Origin of the sequence: Thomasclavelia sp., assembly GCF_047249845.1 — a bacterium.
Classification (GTDB): Bacteria; Bacillota_I; Bacilli_A; order Erysipelotrichales; family Coprobacillaceae; genus Thomasclavelia.
This window is the reverse complement of record NZ_JBKTWO010000045.1, coordinates 1-26,068: the sequence shown is the minus strand read 5'-3', so window position 1 is coordinate 26,068 and position 26,068 is coordinate 1. Positions and strand designations below refer to the sequence as shown.

Below are 26,068 nucleotides of genomic sequence, written 5' to 3'. Positions count from 1 at the left end.
CATAGGTGACCACTCTCCCATATAATCACCTATGCCAAAAAAGGAACAAGTAATTGTTCCTTTTTTTGTACAATATATTAAAAAGTTCATAATATGTTCATATTAGTTCTTTATTATAACAAATGTCGTCAAGACAAGATAATATAATAAGTATGGGTCACCCCCTTCTTCCCCAAGAATGACCTATACATATGGAAGGTGTTCCCCAACGCCTTCTTTTATTTTAAAATATAATGAAAAAAAATTATTGCCTAGATAATAAAAATTTGATAGAATGTAAAAGGGCAATTATATGTCTTCTAAAAGAAGACATTTTTATTTTGATATAAATTATAAGGAGAATACAAAAATGGCAAAATATATATTTGTAACAGGTGGAGTTGTGTCAGGGCTAGGTAAAGGGTTGACAGCAGCATCGTTAGGAAGAATTTTAAAACAGCGTGGATTAAAAGTATTTATGCAAAAATTGGATCCGTACATTAATGTTGATCCAGGAACGATGTCTCCATACCAGCATGGCGAAGTTTTTGTTACTGCAGATGGAGCTGAAACAGATTTAGATTTAGGTCATTATGAGAGGTTTATTGATGAAAAATTAAATTGCAATTCATCAATTACAACAGGGCGTATTTATAGTAATGTGATCTCTAAGGAACGTCGAGGTGATTATTTGGGGGCAACAGTACAAGTAGTTCCCCATATTACTAATGAAATTAAAGAAAGAATTTATGCTGCTGCATCTAGTTCTAATGCTGATATTGTGATTACAGAGATTGGTGGAACAACAGGAGATATTGAGAGTCTTCCGTTTTTAGAGGCAATTCGCCAAGTTCGTTTAGATTTAGGATATGAAAATACTTTATATATTCATACTACTTTATTACCTTATATAGGAGCAAGTCATGAAGTAAAGACAAAACCAACCCAACATAGTGTTAAGGAACTTAGAGGGTTAGGAATTCAACCGGATTTTATCGTTTGTCGCAGTGAAAAGTACATTGAAAAAGAACTAAAGGATAAGATTTCTTTGTTTTGTAATGTACCAACCCAAAATGTTATTTCTAACTATGATGTAGAAGTGTTATATGAATTACCAATGATGTTATTAGAACAACATATGGATGATTTAGTGTTAAAACATTTGAACATTGAGGCACCAGCAGCAAATATGAAAGAGTGGCAAAGTTTAATCGAGCGTGTAAAAGATTTAGAACATGAAGTGACAATTGCGTTAGTTGGTAAATATACTCAATTACCAGATGCGTATTTATCTGTTAATGAAGCGTTAAGGCATGCTGGGTATTTTGAAAATAGTATAGTAAATATTGATTTTGTTGATTCAGAAGAGATTACCAGTGACAATGTTGCGGAAAAATTGAAGAAAGCAGATGGCATTATTGTTCCAGGCGGTTTTGGTAATCGTGGAATTGAAGGAATGATTTATGCAATAGAATATGCTAGAATTAATAAACTTCCATTTTTAGGAATTTGTTTAGGAATGCAATTAGCAACAATCGAATATGCACGTAATGTCTGTGGTTTAAAAAATGCTAGTTCATTAGAATTTGATGAATTGACAAAACAACCTATTATTACACTAATGTCAGATCAGTCATTAACAGATATGGGGGGAACTCAAAGACTGGGTGATTATAATTGTGAGTTATTTGAAGATACAAAAGCAAGACAATTATATGGAGTATCAACAATTAAAGAACGCCATCGACATCGTTATGAATTTAATAATGATTATAGAGAATTGTTAACAGAAAAGGGATTAATCATTGCGGGAGTAAATCCAGAGCGGGATTTGGTTGAAATTATAGAAGTTAAAGATCATCCATTTTTTGTTGCTTGTCAATTTCATCCTGAGTTTACAAGCCGTCCTAATCGCTCACAACCATTGTTTCAAGGTTTAATTACTGCTGCACATGGTCAAAAGTATAAAAGATAGGTATATGCCTATCTTTTATACTTTTTAAAGAGTAAAAATCAACTTAAGTTAAAGGACGTTTATTTGATAACCAAAATAAAAATTTTATGTTATTATAATGCATTTACAGTAATAAAGATTAATATTTTCGATATAATTTACTAAAAATATTAACCTATTTATTATCTTTTTAAAATATATTAATAGGATTTTTTAAAAGATTTTGTTATAATACAGTAAATTGCGGAGGATATTAGGATGTTAGAAGCTAAATCAACTAAAAAGCTAAAAATAATCAAAACAGTTATTGGTACTTTAACAATGATTATGTTAATTGCGGCTATAGTATTTTTGTTTATTGTAGATGATAGTAAAAAAATTAGACGTTTAGTCTTTTCAATTGTGCAATTATTATTAATGATGGGAATAATTATTTTACCTGATCGCCTTAAAGATAAATTAGGATTAAAAATTCCAATTATGTTAGAAACATCTTTGACAATATTTGCATTTGGAGGATTTGTTTTAGGTGATGTCTTTGATTTCTATAAAAGAATTCCTATTTGGGATTCGATTTTACATGCTTTTTCAGGCGTTATTTTAGCGTATGTTGGCTTTGTATTAATAGATTATTTTGTTAAAAGAGACAGTATTAATTTATCAATGGGACATATGTATATTTGTGTGAGCGTAGTACTCTTTTCATTGGCTTTAGGGGCTATATGGGAGATTGGAGAATATTTGGTTGATGATATTTTTGGTACTAATAACCAACAGTATATGAAATCAACTAGAGGAACGTTATATGGTGAAGAAGATAAACCGTTATTAGGGCATGAGGCATTAAATGATACGATGAAAGATTTAATGTTAGATTTAGCAGGTGCTACAGCAGTAGGGATGATTGAATATATAAAAGAGGATCGTCGCAAATGTAAGGTTAAAAAGGAACTCGGATAATGATGAGTTCTTTTAAAATTCCCTAGAATATACTATGTTATTGTGCTAGAATATGGCGTGAAGGGGTGAAAATATGTATCGGATTGGACAATCAATTGATATTCATCAATTAGTGCCTAATAGAAAACTGATTTTAGGTGGAGTGGAAATTGAATTTGAGTATGGGTTATTAGGTCATAGTGATGCGGATGTTTTATGCCATGCAATTATTGAAAGTATTATAGGAGCTTTAGGTTTGGGTGATATTGGAAAACATTTTAGTGATACTGACAATCGGTATAAAGATATTAGTTCATTATTTTTGTTAGAGAAAACTTATGAGATGATGGCTGAATATGGCTATGAGATAAATAATCTTGATGCAATTATTATAATTGAAAAGCCTAAAATGGCACCCCATATTCAAAAAATGAAAAAAAATATCAGTGATATCTTAAAGTGTGATGTTGCTGATGTTAATATTAAAGCGACACGTGGTGAAAAACTAGGTTTTATTGGCCGTCAAGAGGGAGTGGTCAGCCAATGTGTGGTTATGTTAAAAAAGAAAGGAATTTAAAAGTGGAAAAGGTAAGAGTGAGATATGCACCTAGTCCTACAGGACATTTACATATTGGTGGTGCAAGAACGGCATTGTTTAATTATTTATTTGCAAAACATCATCAAGGAGATTTTATTTTTCGTTTAGAAGATACTGATGTAGAAAGAAATATTGATGGGGGGGAAGCTAGTCAGTTAGATAATTTAAAATGGCTTGGAATTATTCCTGATGAGTCACCAATAAATCCTAATCCTAGATATGCTCCATATCGTCAAATGGAGCGGTTAGATATTTATCGAAAATATACACAAGAATTACTAGATCGAGGTCTTGCGTATAAATGTTTTTGTACACCAGAAGAGTTAGATGCTGAACATGAACGTCAAGTTAATGCTGAGGTAGCACCGATGTATAATCGTAAATGTCGTGATTTAACACCAGAAGAAGTGAAAGAAAAGGAAGCAGCTGGTATCCCTTATACAATTAGAGTCAAAGTTCCTGCTGGTAAAACTTATGAATTTAATGATATGATTCGAGGTAATGTTTCATTTGAATCTGACGATATTGGTGATTGGGTATTGGTGAAAGCTAATGGTATACCAACATATAATTATGCAGTAGTAATTGATGATCATACTATGGATATTACACATGTTTTTAGAGGTGAGGAGCATTTAAGTAATACCCCTAAACAAATGATGATTTATGAAATGCTTGGGTGGACACCACCTACATATGGACATATGACTTTGATTGTTAATGAGCAAAGAAAGAAGTTATCTAAAAGAGATGAAAGTATCATGCAATTTGTTTCTCAATATAAAGATGAAGGATATTTGCCTGATGCGATGTTCAATTTTATGGCATTACTTGGCTGGTCACCAGAAGGCGAAAAAGAAATATTTACTAAAGATGAGTTAATTAAAGAGTTTAGTGAAAATAGATTATCTAAATCTCCTTCAATGTTTGATAAGGATAAATTAACATGGGTTAATAACCGTTATATAAAAGAAAGATCATTAGATGATATAATCGAACTATGTAAACCGTTTTTAGAACAAGCTTACGATTTATCAAATAAGAGTGATGAATGGGTAAATATGTTAGTAGCTACATATCATGACCAATTATCATATGGAAAAGAAATAGTTGGACTGGTTGATTTATTCTTTAATGATGAATTAAATTTAGATGATGAAGCTAAAGAATTTATGCAAGATGAAAGTATTCCTAATACTTTAAAAGTATTCAAAAATCAATTAGAAGACTTAGATGAATTTACAAAAGATAATATTCAAATGTGTATCAAGGCAACACAAAAAGAGACGAAGGTACGTGGTAAGATGTTATACATGCCACTTAGAATAGCGACAACAGGTATTATGCATGGTCCTGATTTAGCTAGTTCGATTTGTTTATTAGGTAAAGAAAAAGTATTATCAAGATTAGAACAGTTTTAACTGTTCTTTTTTAGTAAAAAATAAGATGTAATTATATTTCAACAATAGTGGAAATTTTTTTAATTTTAAAATTATTTTATATATAAGATGTTATGATCTGTTTTTTAACATATAAAATTATTAATTATGTTTAAATGTGATTGATTTTTATGTGCAAAAGGCATAATATATTTCGTGAATATTCATTAGCATAATTGACGCATTTTTCATATAAAGATGGTATAATTAATCTTAGGGAGTAGGTGATATTATGAAGAATCGAATAGTTGCAGTTGTGTTAGCATTTTTTATCTTTATTAATACAATTTTAATTATTTGTGCTTTTAATATTACCCCTTTAACAATTAAACGAGATACTTTTATATATGAATATGGTAGTGAGATATCTACAGCACCGCAGCATTATATAAATGCTAATGAAGTTATCTTATCGCAAGTAGTTTTAAATTTTTCAGAATTAAAGAATGAAATAGGCCTTTATAAAGTATCTGCGACATATCTAGGAATAGAGTATCCTTTTTATATAAAAATTGTTGATACTACAAAACCTGTTGTTACTCTAAAAGCTTCTATATTCAATGTGAAGTTAAATACTGAAGTTAATGCAATCGATTTGATTGAAAAAGTAGAAGATAATTCAGAGATTACAGCATACTTTAAAGGTGAGAATGAAGAGAAATCTACGTATAAAATTTTTAAAGAAAAAGGTTCGTATGTAGAATGGGTTGTAGTAGAGGATAAAGCAGGAAACCAGTCTGCGACATTAAGGGTTAAAATTGTTGCTGGTGAAAATGCTAATAAACCAACTTTAACAGGAATTGATAATATAGAAATTTTAAAAGGAAGTTTTTTTGATCCATTAGACGGAGTAGCAGCTACTGATGGTAATGGTAATAATATTACTGAAAAAATAAAAATATTGAAAAATAATGTTAATACTAATGAAGTAGGCGAGTATGAAGTTATTTATTCGGTTACTAATGATAAGGGACAGACTCTACAAAGAACCAGAAGAGTAACGGTTATAAAGTCAGAAAAGGCAGGGCGTTAAATGATAACTAATTTGATTATACTTATTTCCATAATTGTTTTTTTGATTATTAATTTTATTGATAAGAGTGATGATAAGGTGTCTTTAGCAATTAAATATGGGGCATTTTATATGCCGCGAATTGAAGTGAAAAAAGAATATTGGAGATTTATAACAGCAAATTTTGTACATGTTGATATTGTTCATATTTTTATGAATGTTTATAGTATTTATTATTTAGGAGGACAATTTTTTGAACCGCTTTTAGGAACGGGACAATATCTTTATCTAGTTTTAATTAGTTGTATTGCAACTAGTGGAGCTTGTTATTACCAAGGGAAAAAGTTTGATAATGCTTATAATACGGTAACGTTAGGTGCTAGTGGGATTTTTTATGGCTTTTTAGGTGCTATGATTTCGCTTGGGATTTTTGTTGGTGGCGGTTTTTATATGTTGCTTAAATCGTATATGTATATTATTGTTATAAATATTGCTTTTACTTTTTTTAATCGTCAAGTTTCTAAAGCCGGCCATTTGGGTGGTTTGATTGGTGGTTTTTTAGCGATGACGATTTTAATTGGTTGTAAATTATGGTTATTCTAATTGATGGTGATGGATGCCCTGATTTAATGGAAGTTAAAAAAATAGTTAAATTTTATTCTATTGAAATGATTGTATTTGTAGATTATGCTCATTTAATTAAAGATGATTATTTTAGAGTTGTTTTTTGTGAAGTTGGTTTAGATAGTGTTGACCAGATAATTATTGCTAATTGTAAGAAGGGGGATTTGGTAATTACTCAAGATTACGGATTGGCAAGTCTTGTTTTGCTTAAGGGGGCTTATGTATTGCATCCATCAGGAAATATAATTGATGATAAAAATATTGAACAATTATTAATGAGTAGATATCTTGGGATGAAACAAAGAAGAGCTGGAAAACGTTGTAAAGGACCGGCTAAACGAACAGATGATGTACAAAGTTATTTTTTAAAACAGTTAGAGAAAATAATTAACTATAGGGATATTTAATTAAACATCCCCTTTTTGTTTTACTATTGTTGATTTTAATGTATAATTAATGTAATAATGTTGTGATGAAAAGAGGTGAAATAATGAAGAAAATAAAAATGATTTTAGTTTTTTTATCTCTAATAATATCAGTAAATATCATTCCAGCTAGAGCTGTTGAAAAAGTTGTAAGGGTAGCTTACCCAATTCAAGAGGGATTAACAGAGATAGATGATGATGGTATTTATTCAGGTTATACATATGAGTATTTAAAAGAAGTTTCACGATTTACAAACTGGAAATTAGAGTTTGTTCAATTAGAGGGAGATATAAATGAACAGCTTTTAAGTGCTATGGATAAAGTTAAATCGGGTGAAATTGATTTAATTGGTGGCATGATTTATAGTGAAACATTAATCAATGATTATGATTATTCAGCTACTAATTATGGAATGGGTAATATGGCGATATATGTTGATTCAAATAATGCCGAAATCAATGATACTAATATATATTCGTTGAAAAATCTTAATGTTGGAATTATTTCTACAAAGAAAGAAGTAAATGTAAGTTTAAAAGATTTTGGTGATATAAATGGTATTAATATTAATCAATATTTTTATGATAACGGTAATGATTTGCAAACTGCCTTAGATAATAACGAAATAGATGCTATTGTTTTATCGGATTTATCAGTATCAGTTGGTGATTATCGAGTCGTGGCTCGTTTTTCGCCTCGTCCTTTTTATTTTGCTACAACAAAAGGAAACAGTGAATTAATGTCACAGTTAAATGAAGCAATGACAATGTTAAATAAAGAACAGCCTAATTATATGAGTAATTTACATGAAAAATATTTCTCTATGGCTAATAATGATTTTATTTTGACAACAGCAGAAAATCAATTTATTAAAAATAATCCTAAAATAAGTGTGCTTATTTTAGGAGGGAAAGCTCCTTTACAGTATTATAACGATAAAAAAGGAGGTTTAATTGGAATTACTGTTGATGTACTTGATCATATAAGTAAATTAAGTGGTATAACATTTGATTATATTTATGCTGAGACCAATAAAGATTATGAATCTTTATTGGAAAAAAAGAAGCCGATGTTAATTGGTGGAGTAACGACGGGACATTTGGAAGGTTATCGTACAACTAAAGCATATTTTAATTCTGGGGTTAGTCTTGTAGCTAATAAAAATATAAATATTAGTGATTTGAAAAATAAAAAAGCTGCAGTAGTTAGAACGGAACAATTAGATGATTTGGCTTCAGAAGAAGATATAAAAATAAGTTATTTTAATAACTTATTAGAATGTATCGAAGCTGTTGATGATGGTAAAGCGGATTATACTTATATGAATAATCATGTTGCTTTGTTTTATAATAGTAATTATGGATTTGATAATATTAATATTATTCCTCAAGAAAACCAAAGAACACAAGGGACATATTTTGCGATTAGTGATGAAGTTTCATCTGATTTAATGAATATTATAAACAAAGCGATTGATGTTATGACAGCTAATCAAATAGAGGATATAGTATTTACAAATGCAAGTGCAATTGAAAATGATGTTACTTTTTTTGATTATGTTGAAAATAATAAGGATCAGGTAATTGTGTTTTCGATTATGTCTATTCTTGTTATAGTGTTGATATTTTTGGTTTGGCGCAGTTATATAAATAGACGAAATAATAAAATGATTTTTAATGAATATCGTCGTTATCAACAAATTAGTGAATTCTCGCATGATTGTTTTATTGAATATAATGTTAATACAGATACACTGGTGCTAATGGGAGGTGGTGCCAAATTGTTATCAGATAAAATGATTATTAGTAATTATTTAAAACAATCAAGCATTGAAGATGAGCTTTTGAGTCGGGTGCTTAAAACTTTAAAAGAATGTGAAGAAGAGCATCTCGTAAAATTTATAGATGGTAAAAAAAGATGGTTAAAAATTAATTTACGTCCTGTTTTTGATGATACTAATAAGATTACTCATATTATTGGTAAAGCAATTGATATCCAGTCAGAAAAAGAAGAACAATTATTATGGCGTGATTTAGCAAGAAAAGACAGTCTGACAAAAATTTATAATTCAGCTGCTTGTCGTGAAGAAATTGAAAGATTTTTAAGTGATAATTATAATGCTAAAGTAGCATTAATTATTATTGATGTTGATAATTTTAAAAAAATTAACGATACATATGGACACTTATGTGGTGATTTAGTGCTTCAAAAGATTGTAAATATATTAATGGATATTATTCATCCTCTTGATATTTTTGGAAGAGTTGGTGGTGATGAATTTTTGATTTTGTTTAAATATCCTGAAAATATAAAAAATGTTGAAAAGTATTGCCAACATATGATTGAAAAAACTAAGGTAGTAGAATATCGGGGTAATAATATTGAAACGAGTATTAGTATTGGAGTGGTAGTATCGGATTCAAAAACAACATATGATGAATTGTATAAAATAGCTGATGAGGCGTTATATGAAGTAAAGAAAAATGGCCGGAATAATTATCGAATAGTTAATAATGAAAAATGCTAGTTAAATATAAACTAGCATTTTACTTTCCGCTATCACCATAATTTTTAAGTACTCTTGCACTTGGGTCGTTAACATTACAGTTTTTCCATTTTTTATTTGGCATCCAGTAACCTTTTATCCATTTTGCCTGTTTAGGATAGAATGATTCAAAAATATCTCGGTATAACAGTGCTTCTTTGCTAAATGGGGTAGCAACAGGATATTTTTCTTTTGCTTTAAGAACATCTATATCGCTGTATAAGCTTTCTGCGTAATCTTTTAGATAATCAACCATTGAATGACCAACAGCGTCAGAAAAAGCAGCTTTTTCTCTAAAAAGAATATTGTTTGGTAAATAATTTTTATTTTTAAATGCATGGCGTAATAAAAATTTACCTTTGCTATAAATGTTCATTTTTTTTGCAGGATCAATACTCATGGCATAATTAACAAAATCTAGATCAGCAAATGGTACTCGTCCTTCTAAGGCGTGAGCAGAAATGCATCTATCAGCACGTAAAACATCATACATATATAGTTCTTTTATTCGTTTTTGAGCCTCTGTCTGAAAGGCATGAGGAGAAGGGGCGTAATCAGTATATTTGTAACCAAATAACTCATCACTTACCTCACCAGTCATAATAACTTTAATATCTGTATTTTGATGAATATACTTACATAGTAAATACATTGCTATACTAGCACGAATTGTAGTTATATCAAATGTTTCTAGATGGTAAATAACGTCATTGAGGTTATCTAATAGATCTTTTTTTGTAATGATTACTTCAGTATGTTCAGTAGTTAAAAAATTTGCAACTTGTTTGGCATATTTTAAATCAATAGGATCGCTGTTCATTCCAATGGCGAATGTTCTAATCTTTTTTTTACTGAATTTAGAAGCGATTGCACACACTAAAGAAGAGTCCAATCCACCACTTAAAAGATAGCCAATAGGAGCATCAGACATGAATCTTTTTTGTACAGCTCTTTCTAGTTTGGTTTGTAAATTTAAAGCAATGGTATCAAGGTTATCGTTATTAATAGTTTTAGGATTACTTAAGTCATTATAGCTTACAAATTTTCCATCCTTATAATAATGCCCTGGAGGAAAGGGCATGATATTTTCACATAATGGGATTAAACATTTTGCTTCAGAGGCAAAACAAATTTGTTTATCTTTTTTGCTGTAGCCATAGAACATTGGTCTAATTCCGATAGGATCTCTTGCTGCAATTAGCTTTTTATTTCTACAATCATAAATTACCATAGCAAATTCAGCGTCCAAAAACTTACAAAGAATCTCAATTCCATATTTATCATATAACGGAATTAAAACTTCACAGTCACTTTCGGATTTAAAAGTATATTCTTTTTGTAACATATTTTTTAAATCATGATAATTATAAATTTCTCCATTACATACAAGAATACAGTTTTTATAGGTAAATGGCTGATTACCTTTTGAGGATAAATCCATGATTGATAAACGATTAAATCCCCAAGTTATTCCACCTTTAATACTAATATGCTGGTGATCTGGACCACGATATTTTGCTTGGTTTAAAGCATAATTAAATACTTGTAATTCAAATTCTTCACTAGCTGTAACTAAAAAACCACACATTATAACATTTTCTCCTTTCAAATTAACTTCAGATATTAAAAACTTGCTTTGTGGTTAGGTTTGCGTATTTTTTCAACTCACCCATAGTTTTGATGCTTCTCACTATTGTATTTAAGTTTTTAATTGATATTAGTATATAATATTTTTTTATTAATATCAATAAAAAATATTTAAGATGATAATAAATTTAAAGCGATAATAAAAAGCTGTTATAAAACAGCTTTACAGACATCGACCCATGAAGCGTTAATGTAGCTTTTTAGATCATCTATTGTTAATTCAATTGCACTATTTGCACTACCACATGCTGGAAAGACTGTTTCAAAACGCTTTAATGAGACATCTAGATAAATATCCACATCAGCATTGATTCCAAATGGACATACCCCTCCAACATCATGTCCGATTTTTGGTAAAACTTCTTGACGTGATAGCATTTTAGCTTTAACTTTAAATGTTTCCTTGTATTTATGATTATCAATTTTCATATCGCCAGCAGTTACAATTATAATTGCGCGATCATCAATTTTGAATGATAAAGTTTTAGCTATTCTCTCTGGTGAGCAATTAAGGGCTTGAGCTGCTAATTCAACAGTTGCACTAGAAACATCAAATTCAATAATGTCTTTGTCACGATTGAATTGTTTTAAGTATTCTTTAGCTTGAGATAATGACATAAATAATATCCTCCTATTATATTGGAAAAAGTTTAACATAAATTATCATTTTTTTAAATATATCAAAGTTATAAAATTAATTTTAGATTAATGGGTTATAATATGTTTATCAAATGTTATTTTTAATAATATTTGACAAAATAACTCTCTTTTAATAAACTTTGTGTATATTGAGAGGTATAAAAATGACATATAAATTAATTGCATTAGATTTAGATGGTACATTAAAAAGTACTAATAAACAAATTTTGCCTAAGACAAAAGCAATATTACAAAAATTAGCTAAACGAGGAATCGTGATTGTTTTAGCTTCTGGACGACCAACAGCTGGTTTGTATATAGAAGCTGATGAATTAAAGTTGAATGAAACAGGTGGCTATCTTTTATCATTTAATGGAGCAAAAGTAGTTGACTATCAAACTAAAGAAATTATCTATCAAAAAGTATATAACGAAAAAATAGCTCATCATGTTTATGATCGTGCCAAAAAGTACGGTCTTGCAGTAATGACTTATGTTGAAGAAATGATTATTACTGAAGATATAGATGATGAATATGTAATTATTGAAAGTGAAATTAATCATATACCAATTAAACCGGTTAAGGATTTTAAAGAGGCGGTAGACTTTTCAGTGAATAAGGTCCTGTTGACAGGGAAACCTGAATATGTAGAAAATATTATTGATGAATTTAAAGAGCCGTATGAAAATTCCTTAAGTATTTATCGTTCAGCACCTTTTTTTATCGAGGTTATGGCAGAGGGGATTGATAAAGCAGCTTCGTTAAAAGCATTGATTAAGCGTCTTGGAATAAAACAAGAAGAAGTGATTAGTTTTGGTGATGGTTATAATGATATAAGTATGATTAAGTTTGCTGGAATGGGAGTAGCGATGGATAATGCTGTTGATCAGGTAAAACAATGTGCTGATTATATCACGCTATCTAATGATAATGAAGGTATTTATGAATGCTTAAAATTATTAAATGAAAAGGGTGAGATTTGATGTTGCCAGATGATATAAATATGTTAGTAAGTTTTTTAAATACAAAACTTCGCGATGATGATATGTCTTTAGAACATATACTAGAGATAAATGATACAAATATTGATAAAGTTATGGAGCGTTTACAAAGACATGGTTTTGTTTTTGATGAAATAACTAATCAAATTAAAGCAAAGTAGAACAATTTGTTCTGCTTTTTTTTAGCAGAAGATTAAACCTTATTTTATTTTTAGACTAGAGATGTTATAATGTTGTTTAATTAAGGGGGAAGTAAGAAAATGTTAAAATTAGAGGATTTTAAAGCTGCAAAAAAAAGAGTAGATGAAGTAATTGAGGAAACCCGTTTAATTCATAGTGATGCATTCTCTAGTGAATGTGGAAATGATGTTTATATTAAACCAGAAAATTTGCAAAAAACAGGTGCATTTAAGATTAGAGGGGCTTTTAATAAAATTGTTAAACTTGATAATGAGGCAAAAAAGGTGGGGTTGATTGCATCATCAGCTGGTAATCATGCTCAAGGTGTAGCATATGCTGCTAAAAAGTTAGGAGTTAAAGCAACTATTTGTATGCCGGCTCATACACCTTTAATAAAGATAGATGCTACAAAAAAGCATGGTGCGGATGTGGTTTTATATGGGGAGGTATATGATGAAGCATATGCTAAGGCGGTAGAGTTACAAAAAAGTGAAGGATATACATTTGTACATCCTTTTGATGATGAAGATGTTATAGAAGGACAAGGAACCATTGCAATAGAGATTTTAGAAGAATTGCCAGATGTGGATGTGATTTTAGTTCCAATTGGAGGCGGTGGTTTAATCGCAGGAATTTCTTGTGCTGCTAAGCAAATAAATCCAAATGTTAAGATTTATGGTGTTGAACCTGAAGGTGCTGCTAGTGCCCTAGCTGCTATTCATGAAGATCAAGTAGTAACTTTAGCTGAAGCTAATACAATTGCTGATGGAACGGCAGTTAAAACAATTGGTAATAAAACTTTTGAATATATAAAAAAATATGTTGATGGTATTATTACTGTTAATGATTATGAATTAATGGATGCCTTTTTGCTGCTAGTTGAAAAGCATAAATTAGTAGCTGAAGGATCGGGTATTTTATCATTAGCGGGATTAAAGAAATTATATGAAAAGAATAAAAAAGTTGTTTCGTTAATTAGTGGTGGAAATATTGATGTGTTGACAATTTCTTCAATGATTAATAAGGGACTGATCTCACGGGGGAGAATTTTTACTTTTTCAGTACAGTTACAAGATAAACCGGGACAGTTGGAATTGGTGTCTAAAGTCTTAAATCAGTGTAATGCTAATGTAATTGCAGTCGATCATAATCAGTTTAAGAATTTTGCTCGTTTTTCTGAAGTGGAATTAAGGGTTACAGTGGAAACAAATGGTAATTCTCATATTGAAATGATTATTGATGAATTTGATAAATTGGGTTATAAGATTACTAAGATTAATTAGTGTGGGAGTAGTTTATAGATTTTAAAAAGGTAAAATTGTACTCAATTTTACCTTTTTAGCAGTGAGTTGGTCATGGCATGAATTCAGTTATATCATGGTTAAAGCGGAAACTATTCCTAAAGGTCAGTGTACAATAAAAACAAAAGTCATACAACTAACCAATGGTAACTTTATAGGCTTTACATATAACTAAGAGTTCATCAAAATAGGAATGTAGACTTGGAAAGAGAAGTAAGGTAGACTTATAATAAACGTCGAAAGGAACTAGTATGAAAGAAATTTGTAGCAAAAACCAACACCAAGACATTTACTAGAATAAACCAAATATTTATGAATAGGAAAGATAAAAACATTTATCAATGAATTTAGGCAGTAGCTAAGATACAAGATAAAAGCTATAATTATGAAACAGTATCAGAAACCATCAAAGATATATAAAAGCCTACAGAAGTTAAATAAGAAATCATTTCGGTGATGAACAAATCTATTTGGCAACAAAAACACGATTAGGATCGTATAAGTAAGCAAATGGAAAAGTGTAGTAAATTTCCAAGTCAATGTAAAAAGATTAGCCATAAGAAAAGAGGAAAGATCAGAATTGGTCTTTCCTCTAATATGCTATCTAAATTAACATATAAATGTAGCACAATATATGAGAATCATGTGTATAGTGCAATGAGAAGGATGAAAATAATCTTATTTTCCCACTATTCTATTATTGACACATATAGTAATGTAAGAGTTTGAAAATTAACACTAAGCTTTTTGGTATTAAAAAGCTACCAATATTTATTTGAGGTCATGTTTAAATCAACATGTCCGATTATTCCTTTGATTTTTCCTGTTTCGCTGTATTGTAAGATATGATAATCTTCTTCAATGGTAGGATTATCATTATATCGGGCTTTCCACTTTATATAAGTATTTAAGCTGTTATCTGTTAATTTTGTTGTCCACCAGTGATGATTGGCATAGATACCTTTTTTATTTTGTTTAGGAATATTTTCTAAAAAATTAATGGCGATAGAACCTAAAGTATCATTTGAAAGATTTCCTTGAAATTCTTCATCTTCAAGATCGATAAAAACACCTAAATCGGGAACCTTATTCTTTATTAAAGAAGTAACAAAAGCCGCTTCCTTTTTAGCTTGATTAATATCACGAGCAAGTGAATAATAGTAAATACCATAAGGAATTGATAATTCTTCACATTGTTTTATGTTTCTTTTAAAATAAGGATCTTCAATAGTCTTTGTTCCATCAGTTGATGATGTATAACCGCAACGAATGATTACATAGTCAATTTCTTGAATAGCAAGTTGTAAATCTACTTGCTCGTTCCATTTAGAGATATCAATACCAATATAGATACCATCTTTAGATAATTTATCGTCATGATTAAAAATCATAATACCTGAAGCGAATAAGCAAATAGATACTGTTAATGAAATTAATTTAATAAAGTTGTGTTGTTTTTTATATTTATTTAATAAAATTGGTAAACAGAAAAATAAAATAATTAAAAATATAACAATACTATGTGTTAAATAATCTGGCAGATATCTTTTATAATACAGTGAACAAGAAAAAGTAATACAGCTTATTAATAATAAGTATAAAATATTTTTTTTATTAAAATATTTATATTTCTTATTTTTCATGATATCACCTCGACAACTTGATTTTAACATAGTTGTCGATAGATGGCGATATTTTATTCTTGATTTGATTTTTCTAATTCTTCTAAAATTAAATCTAATTTATTGTGGAGATCTTGGATAATTATTTCAGTTTTTAAATTAACTTTATAATCATTTTCATTTCTTTGGCGATCTTTTTGTTCTTGACGATTTTGAGACATCATTATAATTGGTGCTTGAATAGCAGCAATACATGATAGGATAAGGTTTAATAGGATGAATGGATAGGGATCGATACTATCCTTAATAATAAGATTAAAAAACATCCATGCAACTAACAATACAATGAAAATGATAATAAAACTCCAACTGCCGCCAAGATGGGCGATTTTATCAGCTATTTTTTGTCCGCAAGTTTCTTTTTCTTGTTTATTGCATGAAATTGGTTTTTCAAGGACAAGATGGATGATTTCTTCATCTTGCATATCATCACGAACATTTTCAATGATTTCTTTAATGATTTTATTATGTGTTAAGTTTTTCATTTTACCACCTTATGGTAATTATTAACCATTTTATTTGTATTTAGACATATTTAGAAGATGAAGGTAGTTTTTCGCGGTGATAAATATTTATAAAATTGTTGAATTTAGTAATATAGTTATGTACAATAGTGGAGATAAAGTTATGAAGGAGAGATTATGATGTTTAAAGTATTTGTTAAACAGATTGTTAGAACTATTACTGATCATTTTCAATTCTTTTATATTTCTATTTTTTATAGTTTACATATCATTTAATTGATATGTTTTTTTATGACATTAATCAATATTACATGGAGGAACAAAAATGCCAAAAAGAGAAGATATTAATACTGTATTAGTAATTGGTTCAGGACCAATTATTATTGGTCAAGCTTGTGAATTTGACTATTCAGGAACACAAGCATGTAAAGCGTTAAGAGGATTAGGTTATAAGATCGTGTTAGTAAACTCAAACCCTGCAACAATCATGACTGATCCGGAAACAGCAGATGTCACATATATTGAACCGCTAAATGTGGATAGATTAACTCAAATTATTGAAAAAGAAAGACCAGATGCCTTGCTTCCTAACTTAGGTGGGCAATCAGCCTTAAACTTATGTTCAGAATTAAATGAGGCTGGTGTTTTAGAAAAATATAACGTTCAGGTATTAGGAGTTCAAGTTGATGCTATTGAACGTGGTGAAGACCGCTTAGAGTTTAAAAAAGAAATGGATAAACTAGGAATCGAAATGGCTCGTAGTGAAATTTCAACAACTGTTGAAGAAGCCTTAGCTATTGCAGAAAGGTTAGGGTATCCAGTAGTTGTACGTCCTGCCTATACAATGGGTGGTGCTGGTGGCGGACTGGTATATAATGTTGAAGAGCTAAAAACAGTTGTATCTCGTGGGTTACAAGCGAGCTTGGTTAACCAATGCTTAATTGAAGAATCTATTTTAGGTTGGGAAGAATTAGAAGTTGAAGTTGTTCGTGATGCTAACAACAACATGATCACAGTATGTTTCATTGAAAATATTGATCCATTAGGAGTTCATACTGGAGATTCATTCTGTAGCGCTCCAATGTTAACAATTAGCCAAGAAGTGCAAGATCGTTTAAAAGACCAAGCATTTAGAATTGTTGAATCAATTGGTGTAATTGGAGGGACAAATGTTCAATTTGCTCATGATCCAGAAACTGATCGAATCGTTGTTATTGAAATTAATCCAAGAACATCTCGTTCATCAGCTTTAGCATCAAAAGCAACAGGATTCCCAATTGCTTTAGTTTCAGCAATGTTAGCGGCTGGTTTGACTATGGAAGATATTCCTTGTGGTAAATATGGAACTTTAGATAAATATGTACCTGATGGTGATTATGTTGTAATCAAGTTTGCACGTTGGGCATTTGAAAAATTCAAAGGGGCTGAAGATAAACTTGGTACTCAAATGAAAGCTGTTGGGGAAGTTATGAGTATCGGCAAAACTTATAAAGAAGCTTTCCAAAAAGCAATTCGTTCATTGGAAATTGGACGTTATGGCTTAGGGTATGCTAAAAACTTCAATAAGTTATCTAAAGAAGAATTATTACATATGTTAACTGTTCCAACTAGCGAAAGACAATTCATTATGTATGAAGCGTTAAGAAAGGGAGCAACAGTTGAAGAATTATTTGAACTAACACAAATCAAACATTATTTCATTGAACAAATGAAAGAATTAGTTGAAGAAGAAGAAAATATAAAATCATACGAAGGCAAAGAATTACCGGCTGAAGTACTAAAACAAGCAAAACAAGATGGATTCTCAGATAAATATTTAAGTCAAATTTTGAATGTTGAGGAAAATGTAATTAGAGAAGAAAGATTAGCTAATAATATTAATCAAGCATGGGAACCAGTACACGTAAGTGGAACAAAGGATAGTGCTTATTATTATTCAACATATAATGCTGAAGATAATAGCGACATTCATCACGATAAAAAGAAAATTATGATTTTAGGTGGTGGACCTAATCGTATTGGACAAGGAATTGAATTTGACTATTGCTGTGTTCATGCTGCTTTAGCATTAAAGAAATTAGGATTTGAAACAATTATTGTTAACTGTAACCCTGAAACTGTATCAACTGACTATGATACATCTGATAAATTATACTTTGAACCACTAACATTAGAAGATGTTTTAAGTATTCATGAAAAAGAAAAACCAGTAGGTGTAATTGCACAATTTGGTGGACAGACACCACTTAACTTAGCTGCTCAATTAAAGAAAAATGGTGTGAATATTTTAGGAACAACACCAGAAACTATTGATATGGCAGAAGATCGTGACTTATTTAATGCAATGATGGAAAAATTAGAAATTCCAATGCCTGAATCTGGAATGGCAGTAAATGTTGAAGAAGCATTAGAAATTGCTAAAAGAATCGGCTATCCATTAATGGTAAGACCTTCTTATGTTTTAGGTGGTCGTGGAATGGAAGTTGTTTATGATGATGAAAGTCTTAAACAATATATGAATGCCGCTGTTGGAGTTACTCCAGATCGTCCAATTCTAATTGATCGTTTCTTAAATAATGCAATGGAATGTGAAGCTGATGCAATCAGCGATGGTGAAAATGTATTTGTTCCTGCTGTTATGGAGCATATTGAACTAGCAGGTATTCATTCAGGAGATTCTGCTTGTATCTTACCTTCTAAGCATATTCCGATTCGCCATTTAGAAACAATTAAAGAATATACAAAAAAGATAGCTAAGGAAATGAATGTTCGTGGTTTAATGAATATGCAATATGCAATTGCTGATAATAAAGTATATGTATTAGAAGCTAATCCAAGAGCTTCAAGAACAGTACCTTTGGTGTCAAAGGTATGTAACATTAATATGGTTAAGATTGCTACTGAGATCATCACTAGTGATTTGACAGGGCGTCCTTCTCCAGTACCTGCCTTAACAGAAAAGAAAATTCCACATATTGGAGTTAAACAAGCTGTCTTCCCATTTAATATGTTCCCAGAAGTTGATCCAGTATTAGGGCCAGAAATGCGTTCGACTGGAGAAGTATTAGGACTTGCGAGTTCATATGGAGCAGCTTTATATAAGGCTGAAGAAGGAGCAAAGTCTATTTTACCGACTGAAGGAAAAGTATTAATGAGTGTTAGTGATTTAGATAAACCTGAAGTAGTGGGACTTGCACAAGGGTATTATGATGCTGGTTTTACAATTGTGGCAACTGGTAAGACATATGAATTAATAAAAGATAATGGAATACCTGTTGAAAAGATTAAAAAGATTCATGAAGGTAGACCAAATATAAATGATGCTTTAACTAATGGTGATCTAGCAATGATTATTAATACTCCGAATGGTAAACAAAGTGTACATGATGATAGTTATATTCGTAAGTCTGCTATTAAAATGAGAATTCCATATATGACTAATATTGCTGCAGCAAAAGCATCACTTGAAGGAATTATGGAAATGAAAATTCATGGTAGTCATGAAGTTAAATCTTTGCAAGATTATCATGCATCAATTAAATAATGGATAAAATACAGTCAATAAGGCTGTATTTTTAATTGTTAATAATTTTGATAAATTTCTCACTAAAAACTATACATATTTCGCACTTAAATTATGTATAATATATTCGAAAGCGCTATCATTTTTTTTGGGAAGGGGTGTGATAGGAATTATTATAAAAGTATATGATGAATTTAAATATTCTTAAATAGGGAAAGGAGAAAGAATATAAATGAAGAAAAAATTCTTAAGAAGATTAGGAATTACGTTTCTTTCAACAATGATGACAGTTTCAATGTTATCAGCTGCTAAGACACCAGTAATGGCTAGTCCAAAAGCTGTTGATCCACAGGGGTATACCTTGTTAGATTCGGTTGTAGATTATAGTGTTGATGGAAATGAAGTTGTGTTAACTTATTCTGGTGGAGAAAAAACAAAAATTACATTTCTTACTGGAAATATTTTCAGGTTAAATATGGAACCAACTGGAGATTTCTTGGATTATCCAGTTCCAAATGGTGCCGATCACAAAGCAACAATTGTAGTTAAAGGTGATGATGAATGGGAAAATACACCTAATGCAAATGTTGAAACAGATGGTGATATATTAAAAATTTCAGCTAAAGATGGAAAAGCGGTTTTAGAAATTGATAAAAGTACATCAATGATGAAATTATTAGATATAACAAAAAGTGGTAATGATAAAGTGGTTTGGGAAGAAACAGAGCCTTTAAAATATAAAAGTGGAAGTACTATCCAAACACTTAAACAAGAACAAGATGAATATTTCTATGGTGGTGGGGTTCAAAATGGACGATTCTCACACAAAGGTACTTCAATTAAGATAGAAAAAGGTGGATGGAATGATGGTGGAGTTGCTAGTCCAACACCATATTATTGGTCTACTGAAGGTTATGGTGTTCTAAGAAATACTTGGAAACCAGGGGTTTATGATTTCTCTAGTAGCGATAAAGTTACTACAACTCATAATGAAAAAAGATTTGATAGTTATATGTTTGTTGACCAAAATGCGGTTGACTTAATTGATGATTTTACTGATGTTACTGGTAAGCCAGTACAACTTCCTGAATATGCTTTCTATTTAGGAAATTTAAATTGTTATAATCGTGACTACTGGTCATCAAAAAAAGAAACTTGGTCTACAGTTGATTCTGCTGGAAAGACACAAAGTAGTTCAAATGGTAGAGCACAGCCTTTGGCTGGACAAAACTGGTATGAACGACAACCACCTAAAGATTCAAAAACAGGTAATTATCTTTACGGAAAAAATGATACTGAAACACAAGAAACATTAAATGGTAATAATCCATATGATGCTAAAGGTATAATTACTGAACATGAAAACAATGATATGCCATTAGGTTGGTTCTTACCAAATGATGGTTATGGTTGTAACTATGGTCAAACTGATTCTTTTGAGGGAGATTTACAAAATCTAAAAGAATTTACTGATTATTCAAATTCACACGGAGTTCAAACTGGACTTTGGACACAAAGTAATTTATGGCCTAAAGATGCAAATAATCCAGTTAAAGGTGATCGTGATGTTCAAAAAGAAGTAGATGTAGCTGGAATTCGTTCAATTAAAACAGATGTTGCTTGGGTTAGTCCAGGATATTCATTTGCTTTAAATGGAATATCTGTTGCTTATGATGCAATTGCTTCAAGTAAAGCTCGTCCAAATATTGTTACGTTATATGGTTGGGCTGGAACACAACGTTATGGTGGAATCTGGACCGGTGACCAAAATGGTGGTGAGTGGGAATATATTCGTTTCCATATTCCTACATATATTGGATCTGGTTTAAGCGGACAACCTAATATAGGTTCTGATATGGATGGAATTTATAGTGGTGGAACACCAATCATTACAACTCGTGATTATCAATGGAAAGCATTTACTCCAACAATGCTTGATATGGATGGATGGGGAAGTAAACAAAAATTCCCATTTGTAGATAATGCAGACTACAGATCTATTAATCGTGCTTATTTAAAATTAAAGGCACAATTAATGCCTTATATTAATACTATTGCAAATGAAGCCAGTACAACTTCAAAACCAATGGTTAGAGCAATGATGCTTGATTATCCTGATGCTATTACATATGGTAAAACAACTCAATATCAATATATGTGGGGAGATAATTTCTTAGTAGCACCAATTTATCAAAATACTGCTGCTGATAGTGAAGGTAATGATATTAGAAATGGTATTTATTTACCAGATGAAGATCAAGTATGGGTTGATTACTTTACTGGAAAACAATATCGTGGCGGAAATATGATTAATAATTTTGATGCCCCAATTTGGAAATTACCATTATTTGTTAAAAATGGTGCAATCATTCCAATGTATCCAGAAAATAACAATAATGCTGAAATTAGTGATGTTAATCCAAAAGGATTAGATAAAACACAACGTATCGTAGAATTCTATCCTTCTGGAAAAACAGAGTTTGTGCAAAAAGAAGATGATGGTATTTCAACTGACAGTGGTGTTTTAACAACTAAATTTACTTCTGAGGTTAATGGTGATGTAGCTACATTAACAGCTAATGCCACTAAAGGTAGCTATGAAGGTGCTGATGTTAATAGAACAACAGAATTTGTTGTAAATGTATCTAAAGCACCAGAATCAGTTGTTGGTTCAGTAGCTGGAAAAGATGTTGACTTTACAAAAGTTGATTCTAAAGAAGCTTATGAAAATGCAACTGGTAATGTATATTATTATGATGAAAGTCCAGTTTCTATTGTTAATCAATATGCTGATGAAGATTCAAAATATGGTAATGGTCAAGAAACTATTACTACAACTCCAAAATTATATGTTAAATCAACTGCAAAATCTGATATTACTGCAGATAAATATCAAGTAGTAGTTAAAGGTTTTGAAAATGAAGGAAATCTTCCAAAAGTTGATCAAATAGACTTAGCTGTACCAGCTAATTTAACAGCAACAGCAGTTACATCAAGTGAAATCACACTTGGATGGGATGCAGTTGAAGGGGCGGAAACTTACGATGTTGAAGTTGATGGTGTAGTATACACTATGAATAAATCAAATACTTATTTCCATGATGGTCTATCTTTCTTAGAAGATCATAGTTATCGTGTAAGAGCGGTGACTCATGATGGACATTCAGCTTGGTCAGAAGTATTAAATGTAACTACTGCTGATGATCCATATCGTAATGTTCCTAAAGGAATGACAGTTTCATATGATGGAGCTTCTGAACCTGCAATCTATGCTGGAAAACTTTCAAATATGGTTGATGGTGATGATAAGACTGAATATAGTTCTAGAGATGGTGGGGCTTGGACAAATCAATCGTTTACAATTGATATGAAAAAGTCTTATAGTATTGAAAAATTAGACTATGCATTTAGAAAAGATACATCAAATGGATCTATTAGACGTTTAGGTTTATCATATAGTATTGATGGTAAAACATGGAAAGATTATGGTGAAATTGATTTACAACCATTGGATCAATGGCCAGTTGGAAGTTCAGGAACTGAAAATCCATCAGCAAGATATGCAAGAATTGAATTGGATAATGTAATTCAAGCTAGATACTTGAAGATGAAAGTAGTTCAATCTTCAGGTGGTTTCTTACAAGCTTATGAAATTAGACCATATCATTTAGATGGTGATACTGGTAGAATTCCTGGTGATATTGATGGAGACGGACTTGTAAATGATGCAGATTTATTAGCTCTAACAAATCATCATCCTAATTCATTTGGTTCAAGAGTTGGTGAAGAAGAATATGATGGATATGTTGGTGTAAATGATATTAACATGAATGGTATCTTCGATGCAGCTGATTTATCAGCATTATTAACACAATTAAATGGTGGTGTTACATCTGCAGGTAAAAATGTTGCTGGTTCTATTATGGTAGTACCATCTAAAAGCAGTGTAAAAGCTGGAGAAACATTTACAGTTGATGTATTCGGTGCTGGATTACAAAATGTTAATGCTCTTGATTTTGAATTATCATTTAATAAAGATGTAATTGATACTACTAATGTAAAAGTAGAAAAAGCAGCTAAAACATCAGGATTTGAATTATATAGCACAGTTACTCAAGGTAATACTACTGATCGTGTATATAGTGCTTTAGCAAATATTGGTGAAAAAGCGTTGTTGAACGGTGATGTTAAAGTTGCTACAGTAACATTAAGTGCTAAAACTGATTTGGATTTAACAGAATTAAATGCAAGCTTATCATTATTAGTTGGAAATAATTTAAGCTCTGTTGATGCTCTAGCTCAACAAACTCCTGAAATTCCAGAAGGGCGTAAGGTTCTTACTTTGGATGATATGACAATTACTTCACAAGAAGGTAATAACTTACAACCAAATATGGGTGAAGATAAACTTGTAGATGGTATCGTTGATGTTGATGCGGGGCGTTATGAATTTAAATGGGGAGATTCAGCAGAATCAGTTGGAGCTTCTTTACCACATGAAATTCGTTATGATTTCAATCAACCTCAAACACTAAGAGAATTACGTATTCAAATTCGTCATAGTGGTGCGACTTTAAATTCAGGGGCTTTAAAAGACTTTGAATTAAGAGGAATCAAAGAAGATGGTAGTGAAGTTGTAATTGGAAATTATACAATGGATCAATACGATAAGACATTTAATCTTGGTGATGAAACATATAAGGGTGTAATTCTTAATTGTAAAACTTCACAAGGTGGATTAACTTATAAGTTAAATATTGATGAAACTTCATTTGTAGTTGCTCAAGGAGTTGCTGCAACAGGAATTGAATTCGCAACTGATAATCCAAGTAGCATTTATATGGGAAGATTAACAACATTTAAAGCTAATGTATTACCAGAAAATGCAACAAATAAAATTTACAATATGACAAGTAGTGATGAATCAGTAATTAAAGTAGTTAGATCTACTGATGCTGAAGGATATAATTATTCATTACTTGCAATGAAACCAGGTAAAGCGACTATTATAGCTACTGCACTTTATGATGAAAGAATCAGTGCAGAAGTAGAAGTAGAAGTTATTGATGGGGCATTTAAAGATGATTTAATTGCTGCAATTCAAAAAGGAACATCAATTAGTCCAATATTGTATACAGCTGATTCGTTTGCTAAATTAACAGATGCAATTACTGATGCTGTCTCAGTTATGGGTGGAAAAGATCAAGATGCAATAGATAGAGCAGAAATGGCTATTATTAATGCAATTAATAATTTAAAATTCAAAGGTTCTGATAACACAAGACCTGATAGTAAAAATAAACTTGATCGTACAAATATGGAAGTTATTTATGTAACAAATTATGCTGTAGCTGATGGTGATGTTAAAGAACATATTATCGATGGTGATATTAATACTATTTGGCATTCAGCTTATGGTTCATCAAATACTCTTCCTGTTGAAGCTATTATTGATTTAGGTGATGTTTACGATATCGAACAGGTAGATTATTTACCTCGACAAAGTAGTAGAAATGGTCACATTACTCACTATCGTATCGAAGTAAGTTCTGATAATGTTACTTATAAACCAGTAGTAGAAGGTTACTTGTCTAATGATGGAACATCGTTAGATGATCCTTCAATCTATAAAAAGATTAAATTTGCTCCAGTAGAAGCTAAATATGTAAAATTTGTAGCTCTTGAAACTTTAGGAGATACTAAGAACAAATACGCATCAATTGCAGAATTAGAATTCTATGCAGCAAATGATGGTGAAATTCCAGCAGAAAATATTGTGCTTGATAAAAATGAAGTTTCACTAGTTGTAGGAGATAGTACAAAAGTTAATGCAACAGTAACTCCTGAAAATACAACTGATACAATTGTTTGGTCAAGTGATAATGATACAGTTGCAACAGTTGATCAAGATGGTAATATAAGTGCAGTTTCAGCTGGTGAAGCAACTATTACTGCTACAATTAATGGTTTAACTGCAACAGTAAAAGTTACAGTAACTGAACCAGTTGTTGATGAAACTAACAAAGTTGCGTTATCAATCGCAATTGATATGGCTAAAGAAGTAACTCAAGAACAGTTAGGTAAATTAGTACCAGCAGTAGCTGATGAATTCAAA

Annotated in this window: 17 protein-coding genes; 13 read left to right on the top strand and 4 right to left on the bottom strand. The window is 30.7% G+C overall.

Annotation, left to right across the window (positions count from 1 at the left end):
• Window positions 1-349 precede the first annotated feature (349 nt).
• The 8 genes from ACLR9T_RS10920 (at window position 350) to ACLR9T_RS10885 (ending at window position 9,498) form a co-directional block, all read left to right on the top strand.
• Window positions 350-1,954 carry a CTP synthase gene (locus ACLR9T_RS10920; protein ID WP_413109579.1) on the top strand — a complete coding sequence of 535 codons (1,605 nt, stop codon included), beginning with the start codon at window positions 350-352 and terminating at the stop codon, window positions 1,952-1,954.
• A gap of 237 nt (window positions 1,955-2,191) precedes the next feature.
• A complete protein-coding gene (locus ACLR9T_RS10915; protein ID WP_413109578.1) occupies window positions 2,192-2,893 on the top strand; it encodes a hypothetical protein in 702 nt (233 codons plus the stop codon).
• Window positions 2,894-2,966: 73 nt separating this feature from the next.
• Complete coding sequence (ispF, locus tag ACLR9T_RS10910) at window positions 2,967-3,449, top strand: 2-C-methyl-D-erythritol 2,4-cyclodiphosphate synthase (protein WP_413109577.1); 483 nt, start codon at window positions 2,967-2,969, stop codon at window positions 3,447-3,449.
• Window positions 3,416-4,891: a glutamate--tRNA ligase gene (gltX, locus tag ACLR9T_RS10905; RefSeq protein ID WP_413109576.1), complete on the top strand. Its 1,476-nt coding sequence runs from the start codon at window positions 3,416-3,418 to the stop codon at window positions 4,889-4,891. The genes ispF and gltX overlap by 34 nt, the downstream gene beginning before the upstream one ends.
• A 250-nt stretch (window positions 4,892-5,141) precedes the next feature.
• Window positions 5,142-5,942 carry an immunoglobulin-like domain-containing protein gene (locus ACLR9T_RS10900; protein WP_413109575.1) on the top strand — a complete coding sequence of 267 codons (801 nt, stop codon included), beginning with the start codon at window positions 5,142-5,144 and terminating at the stop codon, window positions 5,940-5,942.
• Window positions 5,943-6,524 carry a rhomboid family intramembrane serine protease gene (locus ACLR9T_RS10895; RefSeq protein WP_413109574.1) on the top strand — a complete coding sequence of 194 codons (582 nt, stop codon included), beginning with the start codon at window positions 5,943-5,945 and terminating at the stop codon, window positions 6,522-6,524.
• A complete protein-coding gene (locus tag ACLR9T_RS10890) occupies window positions 6,512-6,952 on the top strand; it encodes a DUF188 domain-containing protein (RefSeq protein ID WP_413109573.1) in 441 nt (146 codons plus the stop codon). Before ACLR9T_RS10895 ends, ACLR9T_RS10890 begins: the two co-directional genes overlap by 13 nt.
• A gap of 83 nt (window positions 6,953-7,035) precedes the next feature.
• The gene (locus tag ACLR9T_RS10885; RefSeq protein WP_413109572.1) at window positions 7,036-9,498 is read left to right on the top strand and encodes a diguanylate cyclase domain-containing protein; all 2,463 of its coding nucleotides are present in this window, start codon (window positions 7,036-7,038) and stop codon (window positions 9,496-9,498) included.
• Window positions 9,499-9,517: 19 nt separating this feature from the next.
• On the opposite strand, the gene asnB is transcribed toward ACLR9T_RS10885, so the two are convergent.
• Complete coding sequence (gene asnB / locus ACLR9T_RS10880) at window positions 9,518-11,104, bottom strand: asparagine synthase B (RefSeq protein WP_413109571.1); 1,587 nt, start codon at window positions 11,102-11,104, stop codon at window positions 9,518-9,520.
• Between the two features lie 209 nt (window positions 11,105-11,313).
• A complete protein-coding gene (locus ACLR9T_RS10875; RefSeq protein ID WP_413109570.1) occupies window positions 11,314-11,781 on the bottom strand; it encodes a YbaK/EbsC family protein in 468 nt (155 codons plus the stop codon).
• 185 nt (window positions 11,782-11,966) lie between these two features.
• Between ACLR9T_RS10875 and ACLR9T_RS10870 the strand changes: the two genes are divergently transcribed.
• The 3 genes from ACLR9T_RS10870 to ilvA all read left to right on the top strand — a co-directional run bounded on the left by ACLR9T_RS10870 (window position 11,967) and on the right by ilvA (window position 14,266).
• The gene (locus tag ACLR9T_RS10870) at window positions 11,967-12,785 is read left to right on the top strand and encodes a Cof-type HAD-IIB family hydrolase (RefSeq protein WP_413109569.1); all 819 of its coding nucleotides are present in this window, start codon (window positions 11,967-11,969) and stop codon (window positions 12,783-12,785) included.
• The gene (locus ACLR9T_RS10865) at window positions 12,785-12,964 is read left to right on the top strand and encodes a DUF4250 domain-containing protein (protein WP_413109568.1); all 180 of its coding nucleotides are present in this window, start codon (window positions 12,785-12,787) and stop codon (window positions 12,962-12,964) included. The genes ACLR9T_RS10870 and ACLR9T_RS10865 overlap by 1 nt, the downstream gene beginning before the upstream one ends.
• 99 nt (window positions 12,965-13,063) lie before the next feature.
• Complete coding sequence (gene ilvA, locus ACLR9T_RS10860; protein ID WP_413109567.1) at window positions 13,064-14,266, top strand: threonine ammonia-lyase; 1,203 nt, start codon at window positions 13,064-13,066, stop codon at window positions 14,264-14,266.
• 779 nt (window positions 14,267-15,045) lie between these two features.
• On the opposite strand, the gene ACLR9T_RS10855 is transcribed toward ilvA, so the two are convergent.
• Both ACLR9T_RS10855 and ACLR9T_RS10850 read right to left on the bottom strand, forming a co-directional pair.
• Complete coding sequence (locus ACLR9T_RS10855) at window positions 15,046-15,927, bottom strand: glycoside hydrolase family 25 protein (protein ID WP_413109566.1); 882 nt, start codon at window positions 15,925-15,927, stop codon at window positions 15,046-15,048.
• A gap of 53 nt (window positions 15,928-15,980) precedes the next feature.
• Complete coding sequence (locus ACLR9T_RS10850; protein ID WP_413109565.1) at window positions 15,981-16,451, bottom strand: DUF1003 domain-containing protein; 471 nt, start codon at window positions 16,449-16,451, stop codon at window positions 15,981-15,983.
• Window positions 16,452-16,755: 304 nt separating this feature from the next.
• Here ACLR9T_RS10850 and carB point away from each other — a divergent pair, with 304 nt between their 5' ends.
• Together carB and ACLR9T_RS10840 are read left to right on the top strand one after the other, a co-directional pair.
• Window positions 16,756-19,974, top strand: coding sequence for a carbamoyl-phosphate synthase large subunit (carB, locus tag ACLR9T_RS10845; protein ID WP_413109564.1), 3,219 nt, complete (start codon window positions 16,756-16,758; stop codon window positions 19,972-19,974).
• 211 nt (window positions 19,975-20,185) lie between these two features.
• On the top strand, window positions 20,186-26,068 hold a 5,883-nt coding region (locus tag ACLR9T_RS10840), incomplete at its 3' end, for a discoidin domain-containing protein (RefSeq protein WP_413109563.1).

Bases quoted from the DNA above. Each gene is read 5' to 3' on its own strand.
- ACLR9T_RS10920 (WP_413109579.1), top strand. From the start codon at position 350: ATGGCAAAATATATATTTGTAACAGGTGGAGTTGTGTCAGGGCTAGGT.
- ACLR9T_RS10915 (WP_413109578.1), top strand. From the start codon at position 2,192: ATGTTAGAAGCTAAATCAACTAAAAAGCTAAAAATAATCAAAACAGTT.
- ispF (WP_413109577.1), top strand. From the start codon at position 2,967: ATGTATCGGATTGGACAATCAATTGATATTCATCAATTAGTGCCTAAT.
- gltX (WP_413109576.1), top strand. From the start codon at position 3,416: ATGTGTGGTTATGTTAAAAAAGAAAGGAATTTAAAAGTGGAAAAGGTA.
- ACLR9T_RS10900 (WP_413109575.1), top strand. From the start codon at position 5,142: ATGAAGAATCGAATAGTTGCAGTTGTGTTAGCATTTTTTATCTTTATT.
- ACLR9T_RS10895 (WP_413109574.1), top strand. From the start codon at position 5,943: ATGATAACTAATTTGATTATACTTATTTCCATAATTGTTTTTTTGATT.
- ACLR9T_RS10890 (WP_413109573.1), top strand. From the start codon at position 6,512: ATGGTTATTCTAATTGATGGTGATGGATGCCCTGATTTAATGGAAGTT.
- ACLR9T_RS10885 (WP_413109572.1), top strand. From the start codon at position 7,036: ATGAAGAAAATAAAAATGATTTTAGTTTTTTTATCTCTAATAATATCA.
- asnB (WP_413109571.1), bottom strand. From the start codon at position 11,104: ATGTGTGGTTTTTTAGTTACAGCTAGTGAAGAATTTGAATTACAAGTA.
- ACLR9T_RS10875 (WP_413109570.1), bottom strand. From the start codon at position 11,781: ATGTCATTATCTCAAGCTAAAGAATACTTAAAACAATTCAATCGTGAC.
- ACLR9T_RS10870 (WP_413109569.1), top strand. From the start codon at position 11,967: ATGACATATAAATTAATTGCATTAGATTTAGATGGTACATTAAAAAGT.
- ACLR9T_RS10865 (WP_413109568.1), top strand. From the start codon at position 12,785: ATGTTGCCAGATGATATAAATATGTTAGTAAGTTTTTTAAATACAAAA.
- ilvA (WP_413109567.1), top strand. From the start codon at position 13,064: ATGTTAAAATTAGAGGATTTTAAAGCTGCAAAAAAAAGAGTAGATGAA.
- ACLR9T_RS10855 (WP_413109566.1), bottom strand. From the start codon at position 15,927: ATGAAAAATAAGAAATATAAATATTTTAATAAAAAAAATATTTTATAC.
- ACLR9T_RS10850 (WP_413109565.1), bottom strand. From the start codon at position 16,451: ATGAAAAACTTAACACATAATAAAATCATTAAAGAAATCATTGAAAAT.
- carB (WP_413109564.1), top strand. From the start codon at position 16,756: ATGCCAAAAAGAGAAGATATTAATACTGTATTAGTAATTGGTTCAGGA.